This is a genomic window from Bacillus sp. KICET-1 (genome assembly GCF_027721405.1).
In the GTDB taxonomy this organism is placed as follows: Bacteria; Bacillota; Bacilli; order Bacillales; family Bacillaceae; genus Bacillus; species Bacillus velezensis.
In genome coordinates, this window is record NZ_CP113515.1 from 1,407,272 (window position 1) to 1,425,140 (window position 17,869).

Annotated in this window: 15 protein-coding genes; 13 read left to right on the forward strand and 2 right to left on the reverse strand. The window is 45.3% G+C overall.

The window, feature by feature from the left end; genetic code table 11:
• Nucleotides 1-4 precede the first annotated feature (4 nt).
• Nucleotides 5-883 carry a UTP--glucose-1-phosphate uridylyltransferase GalU gene (gene galU, locus OVA33_RS07220; RefSeq protein WP_015240700.1) on the reverse strand — a complete coding sequence of 293 codons (879 nt, stop codon included), beginning with the start codon at nt 881-883 and terminating at the stop codon, nt 5-7.
• A 277-nt stretch (nt 884-1,160) separates the two neighbouring features.
• Between galU and wecB the strand changes: the two genes are divergently transcribed.
• Nucleotides 1,161-2,300 (forward strand): non-hydrolyzing UDP-N-acetylglucosamine 2-epimerase, encoded by a 1,140-nt coding sequence (gene wecB / locus OVA33_RS07225; RefSeq protein ID WP_021494107.1) that lies wholly within the window; start codon nt 1,161-1,163, stop codon nt 2,298-2,300.
• A gap of 51 nt (nt 2,301-2,351) precedes the next feature.
• Here the strand turns inward: wecB and tagU are convergent, their stop codons facing one another.
• Entirely contained in the window at nt 2,352-3,272 is a 921-nt protein-coding gene (gene tagU, locus OVA33_RS07230; RefSeq protein ID WP_017418803.1) for a polyisoprenyl-teichoic acid--peptidoglycan teichoic acid transferase TagU, read from the reverse strand.
• Nucleotides 3,273-3,450: 178 nt separating this feature from the next.
• On the opposite strand from tagU, the gene OVA33_RS07235 reads away from it, so the two are divergent.
• The 12 genes from OVA33_RS07235 (at nt 3,451) to OVA33_RS07290 (ending at nt 17,783) form a co-directional block, all read left to right on the forward strand.
• Entirely contained in the window at nt 3,451-3,753 is a 303-nt protein-coding gene (locus OVA33_RS07235; RefSeq protein WP_017418804.1) for a membrane protein, read from the forward strand.
• Between the two features lie 22 nt (nt 3,754-3,775).
• Nucleotides 3,776-5,893, forward strand: coding sequence for a SpoIID/LytB domain-containing protein (locus tag OVA33_RS07240; protein ID WP_021494105.1), 2,118 nt, complete (start codon nt 3,776-3,778; stop codon nt 5,891-5,893).
• Nucleotides 5,894-5,918: 25 nt separating this feature from the next.
• Nucleotides 5,919-7,409, forward strand: a complete 1,491-nt coding sequence (locus OVA33_RS07245) for an N-acetylmuramoyl-L-alanine amidase (RefSeq protein WP_021494104.1) — start codon at nt 5,919-5,921, stop codon at nt 7,407-7,409.
• Nucleotides 7,410-7,662: 253 nt separating this feature from the next.
• Nucleotides 7,663-8,322 carry an exopolysaccharide biosynthesis polyprenyl glycosylphosphotransferase gene (locus OVA33_RS07250; RefSeq protein ID WP_017418807.1) on the forward strand — a complete coding sequence of 220 codons (660 nt, stop codon included), beginning with the start codon at nt 7,663-7,665 and terminating at the stop codon, nt 8,320-8,322.
• Nucleotides 8,323-8,358: 36 nt separating this feature from the next.
• The gene (gene tuaB / locus OVA33_RS07255; protein WP_017418808.1) at nt 8,359-9,807 is read left to right on the forward strand and encodes a teichuronic acid biosynthesis protein TuaB; all 1,449 of its coding nucleotides are present in this window, start codon (nt 8,359-8,361) and stop codon (nt 9,805-9,807) included.
• The gene (tuaC, locus tag OVA33_RS07260) at nt 9,804-11,000 is read left to right on the forward strand and encodes a teichuronic acid biosynthesis protein TuaC (protein WP_128974135.1); all 1,197 of its coding nucleotides are present in this window, start codon (nt 9,804-9,806) and stop codon (nt 10,998-11,000) included. Before tuaB ends, tuaC begins: the two co-directional genes overlap by 4 nt.
• Nucleotides 11,001-11,004: 4 nt before the next feature.
• Nucleotides 11,005-12,345: a UDP-glucose 6-dehydrogenase TuaD gene (gene tuaD, locus OVA33_RS07265; protein ID WP_017418810.1), complete on the forward strand. Its 1,341-nt coding sequence runs from the start codon at nt 11,005-11,007 to the stop codon at nt 12,343-12,345.
• 67 nt (nt 12,346-12,412) lie between these two features.
• Nucleotides 12,413-13,900, forward strand: a complete 1,488-nt coding sequence (gene tuaE / locus OVA33_RS07270) for a teichuronic acid biosynthesis protein TuaE (protein WP_061890856.1) — start codon at nt 12,413-12,415, stop codon at nt 13,898-13,900.
• On the forward strand, nt 13,897-14,577 hold the full coding sequence (gene tuaF, locus OVA33_RS07275; RefSeq protein ID WP_017418812.1) for a teichuronic acid biosynthesis protein TuaF: 681 nt from the start codon (nt 13,897-13,899) through the stop codon (nt 14,575-14,577). The genes tuaE and tuaF overlap by 4 nt, the downstream gene beginning before the upstream one ends.
• Nucleotides 14,578-14,600: 23 nt before the next feature.
• On the forward strand, nt 14,601-15,359 hold the full coding sequence (tuaG, locus tag OVA33_RS07280; RefSeq protein WP_012118576.1) for a teichuronic acid biosynthesis protein TuaG: 759 nt from the start codon (nt 14,601-14,603) through the stop codon (nt 15,357-15,359).
• A 19-nt stretch (nt 15,360-15,378) separates the two neighbouring features.
• On the forward strand, nt 15,379-16,575 hold the full coding sequence (gene tuaH / locus OVA33_RS07285; RefSeq protein ID WP_071182023.1) for a teichuronic acid biosynthesis protein TuaH: 1,197 nt from the start codon (nt 15,379-15,381) through the stop codon (nt 16,573-16,575).
• 131 nt (nt 16,576-16,706) lie between these two features.
• A complete protein-coding gene (locus OVA33_RS07290) occupies nt 16,707-17,783 on the forward strand; it encodes a glycosyltransferase family 4 protein (protein ID WP_003151382.1) in 1,077 nt (358 codons plus the stop codon).
• Nucleotides 17,784-17,869: the final 86 nt, after the last annotated feature.

A 17,869-nucleotide genomic window follows, 5' to 3' on the forward strand; every position in this document is an offset into this window, starting at 1 on the left:
TTTCTTATAATTCATCTTTTCTTAACAGGTCTTCCATGAAAGGGATAAGGTGATCACGCAGTTCACGATCCTGCATCGCAAATTCTAATGTAGTGGTAATAAAACCCAGTTTTTCACCAACATCATACCTTTTGCCCTCAAAATCGTAAGCAAAAACCCGCTGGATTTCATTCAGCTTTTGAATAGCGTCTGTAAGCTGAATTTCTCCTCCGGCACCAATTTGCTGTTCTTCAAGGTACATGAAGATTTCAGGAGTGAAGACATAACGTCCCAGTATTGCCAGATTGGACGGAGCAGTCCCTTGAGCCGGCTTCTCAACAAAGTTCTTCACCTGATATCTGCGGCCTTCACTTGTCAGCGGATCAATAATTCCGTAACGATGGGTTTCTTCTTCAGGCACTTGCTGAACCCCTATAATAGAAGAAAGTGTTTTTTCATATTCATCCATCAGCTGGCGAAGCCCTGGTTTTTCAGCTTGAACGATATCATCTCCGAGAAGGACGGCAAATGGCTCGTCACCGATAAAATTACGTGCGCACCAAACGGCATGTCCAAGACCTTTTGGCTCCTTTTGCCGGATATAATGAATGTCAGCAAGATTAGAGGCTTTTCGGACTTTTTCTAAGAGTTCGACTTTCCCTTTTTCTTCTAGGTTTCTTTCCAGCTCTGGTGAGTAATCAAAATGGTCTTCAATGGCTCTCTTGCTTTTTCCCGTAACAATAATAATGTCTTCAATACCCGCTTCAACCGCTTCTTCAATTATGTATTGAATCGTTGGTTTGTCTACAATCGGAAGCATCTCTTTCGGCATGGCTTTTGTTGCCGGCAGAAAGCGTGTCCCTAAACCTGCAGCGGGAATTATGGCTTTGCGTACTTTTTTCACTTTAAAGCACCTTCCTTAGCGTCACTTAAATATAAGTTAAGATATCTATACAGACTCAGGCTTGCTGATATTTTCTGTATACCCGATATTTCATTTTTAACACTTTTAATGATATAAGATAAACCATTATTAAACAAGTTTTATCCGTAAAGCCTTAATGATATATCCTTTTTCATTTATGGGAAAAATAATACAAGATATTTAACTGGCGGATCATATCGTGTAAAATGGGTTGATAATGAAAAATGATCACAAACTTGATACAGGAGAAAGAGATATGAAAAAACTTAAAGTCATGACGGTATTCGGTACAAGGCCTGAAGCGATAAAAATGGCGCCCCTTGTGCTCGAATTAAAAAAACGCCCTGAAATAGAATCATATGTCACTGTGACTGCCCAGCATAGACAAATGCTGGATCAAGTTCTTCACGCATTTCAAATTAAGCCTGACTTTGATTTGAATATTATGAAAGAACGACAGACGCTGGCTGAAATTACTTCAAACGCCCTGGTAAAACTGGACGGCCTGTTTAAGGAAATCAAACCTGATATTGTTCTTGTTCATGGTGACACGACAACAACCTTTGCCGGAAGCCTTGCAGCTTTCTATCACCAGATTGCAGTCGGACATGTGGAGGCCGGATTGCGCACGGGCAACAAATATTCACCTTTTCCGGAAGAATTGAATCGCCAAATGACTGGCTCGCTTGCTGATATCCACTTTGCTCCGACTCAGCAAGCGAAGCAAAATTTGTTGAATGAGAATAAAAAAGAAAGCTCCATTTTTGTTACCGGAAATACAGCGATTGATGCTTTGCATACAACGGTTCACTCTGAATACTCCCATAATATTATTGAAAAAATCGGCAATGACAGAATGATTTTACTGACGGCGCATCGCCGGGAAAATTTAGGTCAGCCGATGGAACTTATGTTTAAAGCCATCCGCCGGATCGCAGATGAATTCAGCGATGTGCAAGTCGTTTATCCGGTACACCTGAATCCCGCTGTACGTGAAGCTGCTGATAAGCACTTTGGTGATTCGGAGCGCGTCCATTTAATTGAACCTCTTGAAGTGATTGATTTCCACAATTTTGCGTCAAGGTCGTATTTTATTTTAACTGATTCAGGAGGCGTTCAGGAGGAAGCTCCTTCCTTAGGAAAGCCGGTTCTCGTATTGCGCGATACGACTGAACGGCCCGAAGGAGTGGAGGCGGGCACTCTGAAATTAGCCGGTACTGATGAAGAAACGATTTATCAGATGGCAAAACAGCTGCTGACAGACAAGCAGGAATATGAAAAAATGTCGCGGGCATCTAATCCCTATGGAGATGGCATGGCGTCAAGAAGGATTGCTGAGGGGCTGCTCTATCAATTCGGACTGCGTTCAGAGCGTCCTGATTCTTTCGAGGTGTAACAAAAAAGCAGCTCCGCATAATGTATGCGAAGCTGCTTTTTCTGCATTAGTTTAAAGGTTGAGGCTGCTTCTCAATTCTTTAGTAATGGAAGCAAGACCGTTTTCATCTGCTTTATAATAGTAAATTCCGTTGATTTTAGTGCCGTCACCCTTCAGCTCATGCTGAATCACTTTCTTGCGGGCATCTTTATAGCCGGATTGAATATCCCACATATCATCAAAGGTTAAATTCGTTTTTACATTGTTCTCTACTACTTTAAACATATCTCCGAATTTCGTGACAGAAGAGATACTTGCCCCTTTATTGATAATACCCTCTATAATCTGCCGCTGTCTGTCTTGGCGCCCGAAATCCCCTTTAGGATCTTCTTTTCTCATTCGTGAGTAAGCGAGGGCTTCATCACCGTTTAATGAAATATTGCCTTTGCTGAAGGAATAACCGTCATAGTTGAAAGCGAATGTACTGTTGACAGTGATGCCTCCTAAAGTGTCAACGACATCTTTAAAGCTTTCCATATTTACTTTAATGAAATAATCTACAGGAAGGTTCAAGAAATTCTCCACAGTATCTACTGCCATTTGCGTACCGCCAAATGCATATGAATGATTGATTTTATCCATCGTGCCTTTGCCGATAATTTTTGTATAAGTGTCACGCGGAATACTGACCATTTCCGTTGTTTTTGTCTTTGGATTGACAGTAAGGTAAATGAGCGAGTCGGCTCTTCCTTTATCATTTTTACGTTCGTCCACTCCCATGATCAAGACAGAGAACGGTTCTTGTTTATTTATTTTCACCTCAGTGCTGCGTTTATTCGATTTGTTAATGTCTTCGTGAATACTGGCGACGGTTGATGCCGCTTTATGCCATAGATAGTATGTAAAGCCGCCGGAAACTAAAATAAAAATGCCGATGATTGTCAGAAAGACCAGTAACAAAGTCTTTTTCTTTTTTCTTCGTTTACTTCTCATCTCAATACACCCCATCTGTTTTAAATTGGAAATCGAACTTCCAGTAAATGAAATATTTTATAATAGAATACAATAAATCCTAATATAGTCGAATGTTATCGAAAAAAGTTTCAATGTTTCTTAATTTTTCTTTAAAATAGATAATATATTGTCGATAATCCATAATGAGGTGAAAAAAATGAAAAAAATTTTCGGATGTTTGTTCTTTATACTGCTTCTCGCCGGGTGCGGAGTTAATAATGAAAAATCTCAGGGCGAGGATGCGGGTGAAAAGCTGGTAACGAAAGAGGGCACTTATGTAGGACTGGCGGATACTCATACAATAGAAGTCACTGTGGATCATGAACCGGTAAGTTTTGATATCACTGAAGAATCAGCCGACGATGTTAAGAATTTGGATAATGGCGACAAAGTGACAGTAAAATATCAAAAAAATAGCAAGGGACAGCTTATGCTGAAGGATATCGAACCGGCAAATTAATGAACAGGGGGACGCTGTAATCTTGAAAACTTGCAAACATTTAATAGGACTGACTCTAGCTGTTGTTATATTGCTTATACCGGCGGTTTCCTTTGCGGCAGATTCAAATATATCTGTTAAGCTGACAAATTACATAGGAAATCAATCAAGCATTTCTTTATCTCCAACCGGTTTTTATCAGGTTACCGGTGATCATGTGTCTGTAACCAACCGCTTTTCGGGGGCATCCCGATATGAGACGGCGGCTCTTGCATCTGACTCCCAATGGACGAATCCTAAAACCGTTATTCTCGTCAATCGTGATGTTTTTATCGATGCATTACCAGTAATTCCTCTGGCAAAAAAATTGGATGCGCCGGTGTTATTTACACAGCCGGACACTTTGACAAAAACAACAGAAAAACAGATTGCTAAGTTCAATCCCGATAATATTCTGGTCATCGGCGGGGCTAAAAGTATTTCAAAGGACGTTGAAAATAAGCTTAAGTCTTATGGAGCTGTGAAAAGAATCAGCGGGAAAAACCGTTATGTTCTGTCAGAAAACATTGCAAAACAAATGGGAAATTACGATAAAGCAATTGTTGTAACAGGTAATGTTTTTCAAGACGCTTTAGCCATTGCTCCGTATGCCGCTGCAAACGGCTATCCCATTCTACTGACTGAAAAGGATAAATTGCCGGATTATGATCTTCCGAAGCAAGTCTTAATTATCGGGAGTTCGTTCAGCGTGAGTGATGCTGTAGAAAATCAAATTAAAAAAACTTCAACTGTGCAGCGAATACCCGGATCAACACGGTATGAATTGACTGCTAATATCATTAATCAGCTAAAGTTGAAGGCTGATAAAGCCGTCATGACTAATGGAACGAAATATGCTGATGTCCTGGTTGGCGCTTCTTTAGCCGCCAAAAAAAACAGCCAAATATTATATATCAAACAAGATGATGTTCCTTCAGCAGCTAAATCAGTGACAAAAGAGAAGGCGTCGTATGCATACGACTTTATCGGAAGTACAAGCTCCATTTCCGCCGGGGTTGAAAATGAGCTTTCAAACCATTTTTACTTAGCCGGCGGAAGCACATACAACTTACAAATCAATAATGGAAAGTTAAATCTTAATCATATTAAAACATATGGGAATTCATTGAGAATAAAACCGGAAACGTACAATGAATCCAACCGGATCAGTTTGAATGGAAAAGAATACTTGGGGACGGTTAATTTTTCAATAGAGTCAGGCAAATATATCAGACCTGTAAATGAAAACATTCCTTTTGAAGATTATTTAAAAGGTGTCGTACCGAATGAAATGCCTGCAAGCTGGTCTCTTGAAGCGCTGAAGGCGCAAACGGTTGCGGCAAGAACATACTCAATTACGAAGACCGGGAGCACTGTTGCTGATACTACTGCTTTTCAAGTATATGGCGGGTACAGCTGGAATGCCAATACAACGAAAGCGGTGCAGCAGACAAAAAATAAGGTGCTGACTTACAAAGGGAATTTAATTACGGCGGCTTATTCATCGAGTAATGGCGGTTATACAGAATCAAGCGACGAAGTATGGGGTTCAAGCGTTCCTTATTTAACTGCGAAAAAAGACACAAAAGATCCTCAAACTGCCTGGAGTCTGACGCTTTCTAAGCAGCAAATCAATCCGGATTCAATTGATGTAAATAAGCCGGCCTCTTGGTTTGCTTCAAAGAATGAGACAAATGCAGCTCAACTGAGCGGTATTAAAAATTGGATTCTGAAAAATAAGGAAACAGGCGCTTCCGCCATTAAAATTTTAAAAATAGAAGATCTTACATTCAGCGGAACAACTAAAGGACAGCGGGCTAAAACAGCAACTTTGAAAGTGAATTACGCTGTCAAACAAAACAATGGAAATTACGAGGCAAATAAAACATCTGCAATGACTGTGCCGGTGACTGAATTGAGAACGATGATCGGAGCCTCCGTGTTTAAAAGCACTTATGTGACCGTCAGTCAAAACAGTTCTGCTTTTACAATCAGCGGAAAGGGATATGGACACGGCATCGGCATGAGCCAATACGGCGCTAAGGCAAGAGCGGATTCAGGAGATTCATATAGTTCAATTTTAAAATTTTATTATCCGGGCACTACATTGACTGACTATTAAATAAACAAGAGCAGGAGGAAGGCAATTGCGTTCTTATCTTAAAGTCCTGATCATTTCTATGCTGGGACTCATCTTATTTATCCCGTCAGCCTTAGCTGACAACGCGGTTAAAAGAGTAGGGGGAAGCAACAGGTACGGTACGGCTGCTGCGCTTTCCAAGCAGGTGTATTCAACAGCGAGTACAGCTGTTGTCGTCGGCGGAGGTTCGTATGCAGATGCTATATCCGCTGCCCCGATGGCATATCAGAAAAATGCGCCGCTGCTTTACACAAACAAAGATAATTTGTCATCAGAGACGAAAACCCGTCTGAAAGAATTAAAAACAAAAACGGTCATTATCGTCGGCGGAACGCCTGCTGTGTCAGCAAATACAGCAAATCAAATCAAAGCGCTCGGCATCAGTGTTAAGAGAATTTCAGGAAGCAACCGATATGATACGGCAGCTAAAGTAGCAAAGGAAATGCCTGCCGCCTCAAAAGCCGTTATTGCAAACGGATTTTTATATGCTGACGCAATAGCTGCAATTCCATATGCCGCAAAGAACGGATATCCAATTTTGTTTACGAATAAAACAGCTATCAACAGTGCCACAGCAGGAGCTATAAAAAGCAAGGGGATCAAAAGCTCTATTGTAGCAGGGGGAACCGGGAGCATAAATGCCTCTGTCTTTAAGAAACTCCCTTCTCCAAAAAGAATCAGCGGAAGCAATCGATACGAACTTGCGGCCAATCTAGTTCAGCAATTAAATCTTCCGACAGGCAATGTATTCGTCAGCAATGGTTTCGGGTATGCAGACTCCATAGCGGGTGCTGCTCTTGCTGCAAAGAAAAAACAATCTATCATTCTGACAAACGGCAGCAATCTTTCAAAAGAAACAAGAGTCTTTATCGGGAGAAAAAAATTAAGCAGCTTTACCATTATTGGGAATACCCCGGCTGTCAGCTCAAATGTTGCAAACCAGCTGAAAAATCCGGCAGCGGGAAAAACAATTTTAATTGATCCGGGTCATGGAGGGAAAGATTCCGGTTCTATAGGTAACGGCATTTTAGAAAAAGACGTCAATCTTGATATCGCTAAAAGGCTGAATACAAAATTAAATGCTTCAGGTGCTCTGCCGGTCATGACGAGGTCTAATGATACATTTTATTCCTTGCAGGAAAGGGTAAATAAAGGTGCAACCGCAGGAGCGGATTTATTCATCAGCGTTCACGGCAATGCAAATGATGCAACTTCTGCAAACGGAACTGAGACCTACTATGATGAGACATATCAAGCCGCTGCAAGCAAACGCCTGGCAGGACAAATTCAGCCTAAGGTTGTTAATGCATTAAAAACAAGAGACAGAGCGGTTAAAACAGCGCCATTCTATGTCATTAAGTATTCCAAAATGCCTAGTGTATTAGTAGAGACGGCTTTTATTACGAATCCGTCTGATGCAAGTAAATTAAAGCAAGCATCCTATAAGGAAAAGGCAGCTGCAGCCATCAATGATGGAATCGTGTCTTATTATAAGTAAAACTTTTATATATTTGTGTACGAGCCTGCTGGTCAAAATTGATCGGCAGGCTTTTTCGTTGTTTTCCGCTCATAATGATCCTTTTCAATTATAGTAGCGGCCGTTTATGGATATGAATAGATTTACAATAAAAAAACAATAATCAAAACATTCTAATAAACATTAACGCTTCCTTTACTTCCAATTAACATCCATCTGCTAAACTCACGGCATAGGTCATCAAACATCCCAACAAATCGTGAGGTGTGTGTCAGTGGGAGCAGAGAAAAGCATGAATGTAAATAATAACTATGCAGTGCGGCAGGGGACTTCCGCTGCCGTTACGGAAAGAACGGCCCGTTATTTGGCTTTTAAGCGATTCATGGACATTGTGTTTGCGCTTGCGGGGCTTTTGGCGGCGCTCCCGGTGGTGGGCCTGTTCTCCATACTGATTCGTCTGGAGTCCCCCGGCCCGGCTTTTTATAAGCAGGAGCGGGTAGGCAAAGACGGGAAGCCGTTTTATTTGTATAAGCTCCGCTCTATGAAAATAGATGCTGAAAAATCGGGGGCGGTCTGGGCGCTGAAAAAGGATCCCCGCGTGACAAAGGTCGGCGCTTTTATCAGAAGGACCCGTATTGATGAGCTGCCTCAGCTGGTAAATGTGCTTCGGGGAGAAATGAGCCTGATCGGCCCGCGTCCCGAGCGTCCCGTGTTTACGGAACAGTTTCAGGCTGAGATTCCGGGGTTTACGGAGCGGCTGGCCGTTAAGCCGGGATTAAGCGGGTGGGCGCAGGTCAACGGGGGATATGACATGACACCGAGGGAAAAACTGATGTTTGACTTATACTATATCCGCAACCTGACCTTTTCATTGGAACTGAAGATTATGCTCAAAACGTGCAAAGTGATCTGGACCGGTGACGGGGCGCGATAAAAATTCTGGTCAGCAGACAAAAAAGTAGGGAAAACGATGCCTAGTATTACAAATCAAATCTTGAGCGGCGCCAAATGGACAAGTATTTCGACAGCGTGTATTACGGTCATTCAAATCATCCAATTCGCCCTGCTCGGGCGGGTCATGTCACTGGCTGAATTCGGTCTTGTCGGCATGATCACAACGGTAGTGGTGTTTGCCCAAATTGCGCTTGATATGGGTTTTGGCGCCGCGCTCATTCAAAAAGATCATGTGACTGATAAACAGATGTCTGCCTTGTACTGGCTGAATATCATAACGGGGCTTGCGCTGTTTGCGCTGCTGTTTTTCAGCAGTCCGCTCATCGCCGATTTTTATCGGCGGGAGGAGCTTGTCTATTTAATCCGCGTGCTGGCCGTCATGTTTTTAATCGCGCCGATCGGTCAGCAATACCAGTATATGCTGCAAAAAGCGCTGGCATTTAACACGTTAAGCAAGATTGAAATCTTTTCAAATGTGCTGTCCTTCGTGTATTTGGCGGCCGCGGTTTTTTATACGGACCCGATTCTCGCCTATGTGATTTCTCAGGTGCTGCTGCAATCGTCAAAAGGCATTCTGTACTGGATGTCCTGCAGAAAAACATGGAGACCGGCGTTGGTTTTTGATCTGAAAGGAATGAAAGGCTTCTTTTCTTTCGGGGCCTTTCAGCTGTCTTCCCGGCTTGTGAACCGGCTCGGGGCGAATATTGATATGATTCTGATCGGCAGTTTTATCGGCGCCGAGGCGCTCGGCATTTACAATCTGGCCTACCAGATTGTCACGCTTCCGGTATTAAAAATTAATCCGATCATTACGAGAGTCGCGTTTCCCGTCTTTGCGAAAAACAAGCATGAAAACAGCGTTATCAGAGAAGGATTTCTCAATATGACCAAAATACTCGCGCTGATATCCTTTCCGCTTTTGCTCGGTTTGGTTTCAGTGTCGGATGCATTCGTGGCTTCGGTATTCGGAGAAAAATGGCTGGCGGCTGTCCCGGTTTTAAACGTTCTCGCCATCGTCGGGATTTTAAGGGTTCTGATGAATCCGAACGGATCTGTGCTGCTCGCAAAAGGGCGGGCCGATCTGGCGTTTTATTGGGACGCCGGGGTGATGCTGCTGTATGGTGCATCTTTGTACGCCGCCGTGCTGTCCGGAAATCTCTTGACGGTAGCCTGGACGTACGCTTTCATCAGCATCCTGAATTTCCTGATCGGGCGCTGGCTGTTGGCATATGTCATTAAGCTGCGTCTGTCGGCTTACTTCAAAGCCGTGGCCAAACCGTTTCTGCTTACGGCGGCAATGGGTGTCATCGCCTTTACAGCCAGCTTCGGCACGGAGCGGATCAGCCTTGATGTCAAGCTGCGTCTGGCAATCTCTGTAGTCTGCGGCGCGTTGTGTTATTTATTCCTGTTAGGAAAAGCTTATCCGCATATGAAAAGTAAATTAAGAAAAGGACGTTTGCTATGAAGGTATTGTGGATGACAAGTGTATATCCGAGCAGTGAGAAGCCGGGAGAAGGGGTTTTTCATGAGACGCAGGCCCAAGAACTGAGAAAGCTTGGCGCGGAGATGACTGTCATTTGTCCGCGGCCGAAACTCGCCGCGCCATTCCGGGTGCTGAAAAAGACGTATCGGCAAAAGGATATAAGGCCGGCGCATGAATGGCGGAAAGGCGTGTCCGTCCACCGGCCGTTTTATCAGGCGGTTCCCGGGCAGCTGAAATGGGCGCAGCCGCATAAAAGAATGGCGGCATCGGTTCTTTCCGCGATTAGAAATCATGGCCTGAAGCCCGATCTGATTCACGCGCATTTCGCCATGCCGTCAGGCGGAGCGGCCGCCATTGTGTCAAAGGCTTTAGGCATTCCGTATGTGCTGACCTTGCATGGCAGTGATGTCAATGTCTATCCGCATTACAGCAAAAGCGCTCATCGCGCATTTACATTTGCGGTGCGGGAAGCAGCCGATATTTACGCTGTGAGCGGCAGTCTGCGGGAACAAATGAAAAAGCTCATCGAAGCGGAGTGCAGCGTGCTTCCGATCGGCATCACGCTTGACGCCTTCCGAAAAAGGAACGAGACGAAAGAAGCCGTCAGAAAACGGCTCGGCCTTCCTCCGGATAAAAAACTGATCGTGTTCATCGGCAGGCTTGTCAAAGAGAAAGGTGTTTTCGACTTATCAAAAGCCGTTCAGTCATTGGATGAAAATTATGAAGCTGTCTTTGTCGGTGACGGTCCCGCCGCATCTTCATTGCGTGAAGCCGCTCATATCGTCACGGGGCAAGTGCCGAACGACAAGGTACAGGACTATCTGCTGGCCTCGGATGTAATGGCGCTGCCGTCCTACAGCGAAGGCATGCCGACTGTGGTCATTGAGGCGCTCGCTCTGAAGGTGCCGGTAATCTGCACCGATGTCGGAGGATTGGCTTCTTTATTCGGGAAACACCGGGGGTTGCTGATCAAGCCGGGTTCACCTGAGACGCTGGCAGAATCGATTCTGCGATATGACGGAGGAGAGGCTTGGACGCCGCAAACAGCCGAGGAACTTTATCAAACCGTCCGCACGTATTTTGACGCAAGCCAAAACGCGGAAGCGCTGAAAGAGAAATACCGATCCGTAATGAACCGGGCCGGGCAAGAGGAGAACCTTTCGAAAGAGGGATGAAGCTGTGAAAAAAATCGCTGTATTAGGAACAGGGTATGTAGGTCTTGTATCTGGAACTTGTTTTGCGGAAATCGGCCATCATGTGACTTGCTGTGACATCAATGAAGCGAAAATCAGAAGCTTGCAAAACGGAGTCATCCCGATATATGAACCGGGGCTTGAGGAATTAGCCGAAAAAAATGTCAGTGCCGGGCGGTTATCCTTTACGGCCGATATTGAGCCGGCTGTGAAAGCCGCTGATATCATCTATATCGCCGTCGGTACGCCGATGTCAAAGACGGGTGAAGCCGATCTGACCTACATTAAGGCAGCGGCGCAAACAATCGGAGAACAGCTGAACGGATACAAAATCATTGTCACCAAAAGCACTGTTCCGGTCGGGACGGGAAAGCTCGTTTACCAAATCGTCAGCGAAGCGTCAAAGGGAAAATATCCGTTTGATGTCGCGTCAAATCCTGAATTCCTCCGCGAAGGTTCGGCGGTGCGGGATACGATGCAGATGGAGCGGGCGGTTATCGGCGCCACAAGCGAACATGCCGCTTCGGTCATTGAAGAGCTTCATAAGCCGTTCCGTACGAAGATCGTAAAGACCAATCTTGAAAGCGCGGAAATGATTAAGTATGCCGCAAATGCTTTTTTAGCCGCCAAAATATCTTTTATTAACGATATCGCCAATATTTGCGAACGTGTCGGGGCGGACATTTCCCACGTGTCAGAAGGCGTCGGTCTTGACAGCCGGATCGGGAATAAATTTCTGCAGGCGGGCATCGGATTCGGCGGATCCTGCTTTCCGAAGGATACAACGGCTTTATTGCATATCGCAAACGCCGCCGGCTATCCGTTTCAAATGATGGAAGCCGTCATTGAAACCAATCAGAAGCAGCGGGTCCGTATTACGGAAAAATTGAACCGCGCCATCGGGCCCTTAAAAGGGAAAACCGTGGCCGTACTGGGGCTGGCCTTTAAACCGCACACAAATGACGTCCGCTCCGCCCCGGCTCTTGATATCATCACAAGTCTTAAAGAGCAGGGCGCTCACGTGAAAGCGTATGATCCGATCGCGATTCCCGAAGCGTCAGCGATATTAGGAGACGGCGGCATTGAGTATCACACAGAGCTGTACAGTGCCATCAAAAACGCGGACGCATGCCTGATTACAACAGATTGGCCGGAAGTCAAGGAGATGGATCTTCAGAGAGTGAAGCAGCTGCTCAAACAGCCGGTCATCATTGACGGCAGAAATATGTTTCCGCTGGAGTATATGAGGGTTTCAGGATTCACTTATCATTCCGTCGGACGTCCGGCGGTTCATGCCGATCGGCAAATAAAAGAACTGGCAAGATAGAAAAAGATTTGTCTTCAGGCTCTCGGCAGCCCGGCTCGGCTGCCGGTTTTGGAAAGGGGTTTGCCATGTGAGTATCAAATGTTCAGCGGCACATGTTCTTGTGCTGCTTGCCGCTCTCATTACAGGAGGATTCATCATGCTGGAGGCGGTCAGGGCGGATGCCGGCTTCGGAAAAATCACCGTGCTGCTGCTTGCCGCCATGATCGGCATTGCCGGACTTGCTTTGCTATCCGCCTTTACAACAAACGGTCAGATGTTTATGGGGCTCATTTATGTACTGATCGCGTGTACATTTTTAAACCAGGCCTTCTTTGCGGTCCATCTCGGATTTTTCAGCTTATTTATATACCGGCTGTTATTAATCGGAGCGGGCGCCCTTCACATCGCCGGCATCCTGACAAACCGTTATCATATTGACAGATGGAATCGGGTGAATGTAAAAGGGATTCTGATGTTTTTCGCCTTATGGTTTACATACGGTCTCCTATCGTTATTGTGGGCAAAATCCGTGACGTACGGGATTAAATATTTAGCTTTAATGGGAATGGGCATGTTTCTGATTTATCTTATTGTCATGTTCATTCAGCGCTTTGATCAGCTGATGGTTTTTTACGGCATATGGCTTGTGATGACCATTTTTGTGATGGCGATCGGCTTTTACAACCATTTTACACACCACCATCTGCCGAGCTCCACGCTTTATAACGGCCCGCAGTACAAACAGCATTATCCGACGTCCGTTTTCTTTAATCAAAATGATTTCGCGACGTTTTTGTGCATCAGTTTCTTTCTGTATGCGGCGGCGGTGAAAAATATGAAAAACGGCTATGTGAAGGCCGTCAGCCTGCTCTTTGCGATCTGCGCTTTGTATTTAATCATTTTGACCGGTTCGCGCGCGAGTCTGCTGGGCATATGCGCGGGGGCGGCTGTATACGTCTTCATCCTGCTGCCTTCCCTGTTGAAAAAACTCGCGCTGTACGCTGCGGGAGCGGGTGCGGCGCTGTTTGCGGTTTTATTTGCGGGCCGTATCACCAATGCCGTCTTGAATCTGTTTTCAGCTCCGCAGGCGATGCCGGGACAGCAACCGCTTCCTTCCAACCTCGCGAGGGCGAATCTTTTAAAGAACGCCTTTCACTATGTGATTGATTCCTGGGGGTTCGGAGTGGGTGCCGGAAACGTCTCTTACTATTTAAAAGCGGAGCCCGTTTATGATACGGGCGGCGTAGTTGAGGTGCACAACTGGCTCGTCGAGATTATGGCGAACTTCGGCGTGCTTACGATGCTCGGTTACCTGACAGTCTATTTGTTCCTTTTTTGGACACTTTATAAATGTCATGAAAGAAAATCGGAAAATCAGTCAAGACTGGTCACAGAAGGACTTATCACGGCGATGGCCGGTTTTTTGGTAAGCAGCATCAGCCCAAGCTCCGTATCAAATTTATTTTTCCACTGGGTATTTCTCTCGCTCGTGATCGCGGCGGTCAATATATTGAGGCGTTTACAAAAGGAGCCTGCCGTCACGGCGTACTATGAAAAACAGGGAGATGCGAGATGAAGGATATGTTGACAAGAATAACCCGGCGTATCAAAAAGAATATCATTTGGATCATTGCGCTGCCCGTTGTGTTAGGGGCGGCGGGATATGTATTGCCGTCAAAAATCAGCGGAAACAGCAGTTTTACATCAGAAGCCGCGATCGCCGCGGGAAATTATGATCATCCGCTTTATAACAATACAAAAGAAATCCCGCTCCTTTTGACGAGCGATGCCTTTTTAAAGCAGGCTTTGCCTGATAAAACAGACGAAGAAAGAGCGGCCGTGAAAAGTAAACTGACTGTCGAAACACAATCAGATTCATTGATCACGGTCAGCTACAGCGGCCAAAACAAACAGGAGACCGAATCGGTGTTTCAAGCCGTCATAAAAACTTTTCTGAAGAATGACCAGGACCTGTTTGAAAAACGGGCAAAAGTAGTGCGGCAGAGTATTGCTGCGCTTGAAGGAGAAACCGTCAGCGCGGACGCCAAAGTGGATAAGGAACGATTTTTATACGAATTGAAAAATACGCAGCTGAACCTGAAAGCGGCCGGCGTCATCAATTCAGAGCCGATGAATGAAACGGCGGGACAAGGCATGCCGCCGAAAAAGAAAGCGGTTCTGGGCGTTTTAATCGGCATTGCAGTTGCATTTATGTTCATTGTCATTCCTGAGTTTTTTAGAGAGTCCTTGTAAAAATCTGCGATGGAGATGTGACCATGACAAACTGGAAACCTTTCGTATCTGTCATTACACCGTCTTATAACGCAAGTGAATATATCGAAGACACGATTCAGTCTGTTTTACATCAAAGCCACCCGCATTGGGAAATGATTATCGCGGATGATTGTTCAACGGACGGAACGAGAGATATTTTACGGCAATATGAACAAAAGGATGAGCGGATCCGCGTCGTTTATTTAGAGAAAAACGGGGGAGCCGCGGCTGCCAGAAATACAGCCCTTAAACATGCCAAGGGCCGTTATGTCGCATTTCTGGACAGCGATGACAGATGGAAAAAGGAAAAGCTTCAAAAACAGCTTGCGTTTATGGCAGAGCGGTCCTGCGCTTTTTCATTTACGGGCTACAGCGTCATGGAGCAGGACGGAACGCCGACGGACAAAACGATTCAAGCCCCTGAAAGCCTGTCATATGATGAAGCTTTAAAAAACACGATTATCGGCTGTTTAACGGTCATGATTGACAGAGAGCAGACAGGGCAGATTCAAATGCCTGATATCAGAACGCGGCAGGATTTAGCGACATGGCTTTCCTTGCTGAAAAGGGGATTTACGGCTTACGGCCTGAATGAGTGCCTTTCAGAATACAGGCTTGTGCAGAATTCGATTTCAAGCAACAAGTGGAAAGCCGCAAAAAAAACGTGGTTTGTTTATAGAGAAATTGAGCGCCTGCATTTTATCAAGGCTTCGTGGTGTTTTATGCAATATGCGAAAAACGCGGTCTTGAAAAGACTGTAGGCGTCAGAGGAGCTGGGTGATGAAGGTGGAACCGATTATTCACGTAATCGTCGGAGCGGCGGAATGGGGGCATGACCGGCTGAGATACAGACGGCACCGGCTGGCTGAATTTCTCGCCCGGCAAAAAGAAACGAAAAGCGTCATTTGGGTATGCCCGTCTCCGCGAGCCAATGATGGTCAGATGGCCGGGATCGCCGAGGGAATCCGGCAGTTCACTGTAAAGGATCTCATGCAGAAAAAAGCTTTCCGCTTCGGCAGGTATACAGACATGTGCTACAGGCATAAGCTTTCACCATTGTTGAACATGCTGAAGGAAGAAGGAGAAGGGGCCCGCTGCTGCTTATGGTACACCTTCCCCGGTTTTCCGCTGCTGGCAGATCTGTTTCCTTGGGATGAAGTGATTTACGATTGCAGTGATCTGTGGGCCGCTCCGATCAGCGGCCGGTCCGGAGTTCTGTCAAATGTTAGAAGAAACATCATTAAACAAGCGGAAATGAGAATCATACAGCGTGCCGATTCCATTACGTGTACATCTGACTGTCTGCACCAAGAGGTCGGAAAAAAGCTGGAGAATCCGCACCAGAAAGTGTTCACCATTGAAAACGGAGTGGAATATGACCTGTTTTCACGGGAAAATAAACAGCCGGATGAAGACATTTTACGGGGACGGAACGGAACGGTTCTCGGTTTTATCGGCGGAATCAAACCGAAGCTCGATTTTGCGCTTATGGCGGAAACGGCAGATGTGAGGCCTGATTGGACGATTTTATTGGTAGGCCCGAACACGGCTCAGGACGATCCGGATTTCGAGTCGCTTTTGGACCGTCCGAATGTCATCTGGACGGGACCTGCCGCGCCGAATGAAGTGCCGTCCTATATGCAGCTTGTCGACATCGGCATCATGCCGTATAAAAATTCACCTTATAATGACGCGGTATTTCCGCTTAAGCTTTTTGAATTTTTAGCCGCCGGGAAACCGGTTGTCGGCTGCAACCTTTCTTCTACGTCAAAAATCAAAAGGCCTTTCGTCTATGAATACGTTGAAGGCAGTGACCCCGCAGATTTCATCGCGGCCTGCGACGCGCTTCTGGCAGCGGACCGCAGCGGATCATATGAGGCTTTGCGCCGTGAATTGGCCCGGAAACGGGATTGGAATGTTTTATTCGGCCGAATGCTCGAATGCACGGGTATATTGAAAAATGCGCAATCCCATTAAAAGGGAAAGCGCATTTTTGATTTGCGTGTTTCTTTTTGATGATGCTTGTTATAATAACTAGTAAGAATTATAATGGAAGGAACGGTTCAATATCAGAAAAGACTTCATATAATTCCAAAGGAGACTTCTTTATGCTTGACGAACGCATGTTTCGCATAGTTGTTGCGTTTTTTGTCTCTCTGCTAACGGTTTTAATCCTAACTCCTATCGTAAAAAAAATTGCGATCAAAATAGGTGCAGTTGACCAGCCCAGCAACCGAAAAGTACATGATAAAATAATGCCCCGTATGGGCGGCTTGGCCATCTTTATCGGCGTAGCGGCGGGTGTGCTCGCGGCCGGCATATATAATGAAACGAAAATGACCGCCATCACGGTGGGTGCGTTTATTATTGTTATTTTAGGAATCCTTGATGATAAATACCAATTAAGCGCAAAGGTAAAGTTTTTCGTCCAGCTGGCCGTGGCCATTATGATTGTGAGCACGGGACTGAAAATGGACTTTTTCTCCGTACCGTTTTTAACGGAACGTTTAGAATTGGGATGGGTCGCTTACCCGCTGACTGTGTTATGGATCGTCGGTATTACGAACGCGATGAACCTGATTGACGGTTTGGACGGACTCGCTGCCGGCCTGTCGGTCATCGGACTCTCCACTATCGCCGTTATGGCGTTGTCCGGAGGGAAAATCCTTATTCTGTCACTTTCACTTGTCGTGATAGGAAGCACACTCGGATTTTTATTTTATAATTTTCACCCGGCAAAGATATTTATGGGAGATACCGGATCGCTCTTTCTCGGATACGTCATCTCAGTACTCTCATTATTAGGTCTTTATAAAAGTGTTACTTTATTCAGTATCATTATTCCGATCATCATTTTGGGCGTGCCGATTTTTGATACGACATTCGCCGTCATCAGGCGGATTTTAAACAAACAGCCGATCTCAGCGCCTGATAAGTCACATATACACCACCGGCTGATGGCCTTCGGGCTGTCACACCGCACGGCTGTCATTATCATTTATTTAATCGGCTTTATTTTCAGCGTCAGTGCCATCCTGCTGAAAAGCGCGACCATTTGGCTTTCGCTGTTTATTATTTTTGTATTGATTGTATTTATGCAAATCATAGCAGAGGTCACAGGGTTAGTAAATGAACAATTTAAACCATTTACCAAGTTTTACAAAAGATTGGTAAAGAAAAATTAAAAAGAGCAGATCATGCGAATGGTCTGCTTTTTTTGTGGATTCTGCTATTCTCTTATTATATAAAAAAACCCGATCCTGCTCAAAGG

Coding starts and splice junctions, on each gene's coding strand:
- tuaH (WP_071182023.1), top strand. CDS start 15,379: ATGAAGGTGGAACCGATTATTCACGTAATCGTCGGAGCGGCGGAATGG.
- OVA33_RS07290 (WP_003151382.1), top strand. CDS start 16,707: ATGCTTGACGAACGCATGTTTCGCATAGTTGTTGCGTTTTTTGTCTCT.
- tagU (WP_017418803.1), bottom strand. CDS start 3,272: ATGAGAAGTAAACGAAGAAAAAAGAAAAAGACTTTGTTACTGGTCTTT.
- OVA33_RS07235 (WP_017418804.1), top strand. CDS start 3,451: ATGAAAAAAATTTTCGGATGTTTGTTCTTTATACTGCTTCTCGCCGGG.
- tuaG (WP_012118576.1), top strand. CDS start 14,601: ATGACAAACTGGAAACCTTTCGTATCTGTCATTACACCGTCTTATAAC.
- tuaF (WP_017418812.1), top strand. CDS start 13,897: ATGAAGGATATGTTGACAAGAATAACCCGGCGTATCAAAAAGAATATC.
- wecB (WP_021494107.1), top strand. CDS start 1,161: ATGAAAAAACTTAAAGTCATGACGGTATTCGGTACAAGGCCTGAAGCG.
- tuaC (WP_128974135.1), top strand. CDS start 9,804: ATGAAGGTATTGTGGATGACAAGTGTATATCCGAGCAGTGAGAAGCCG.
- tuaB (WP_017418808.1), top strand. CDS start 8,359: ATGCCTAGTATTACAAATCAAATCTTGAGCGGCGCCAAATGGACAAGT.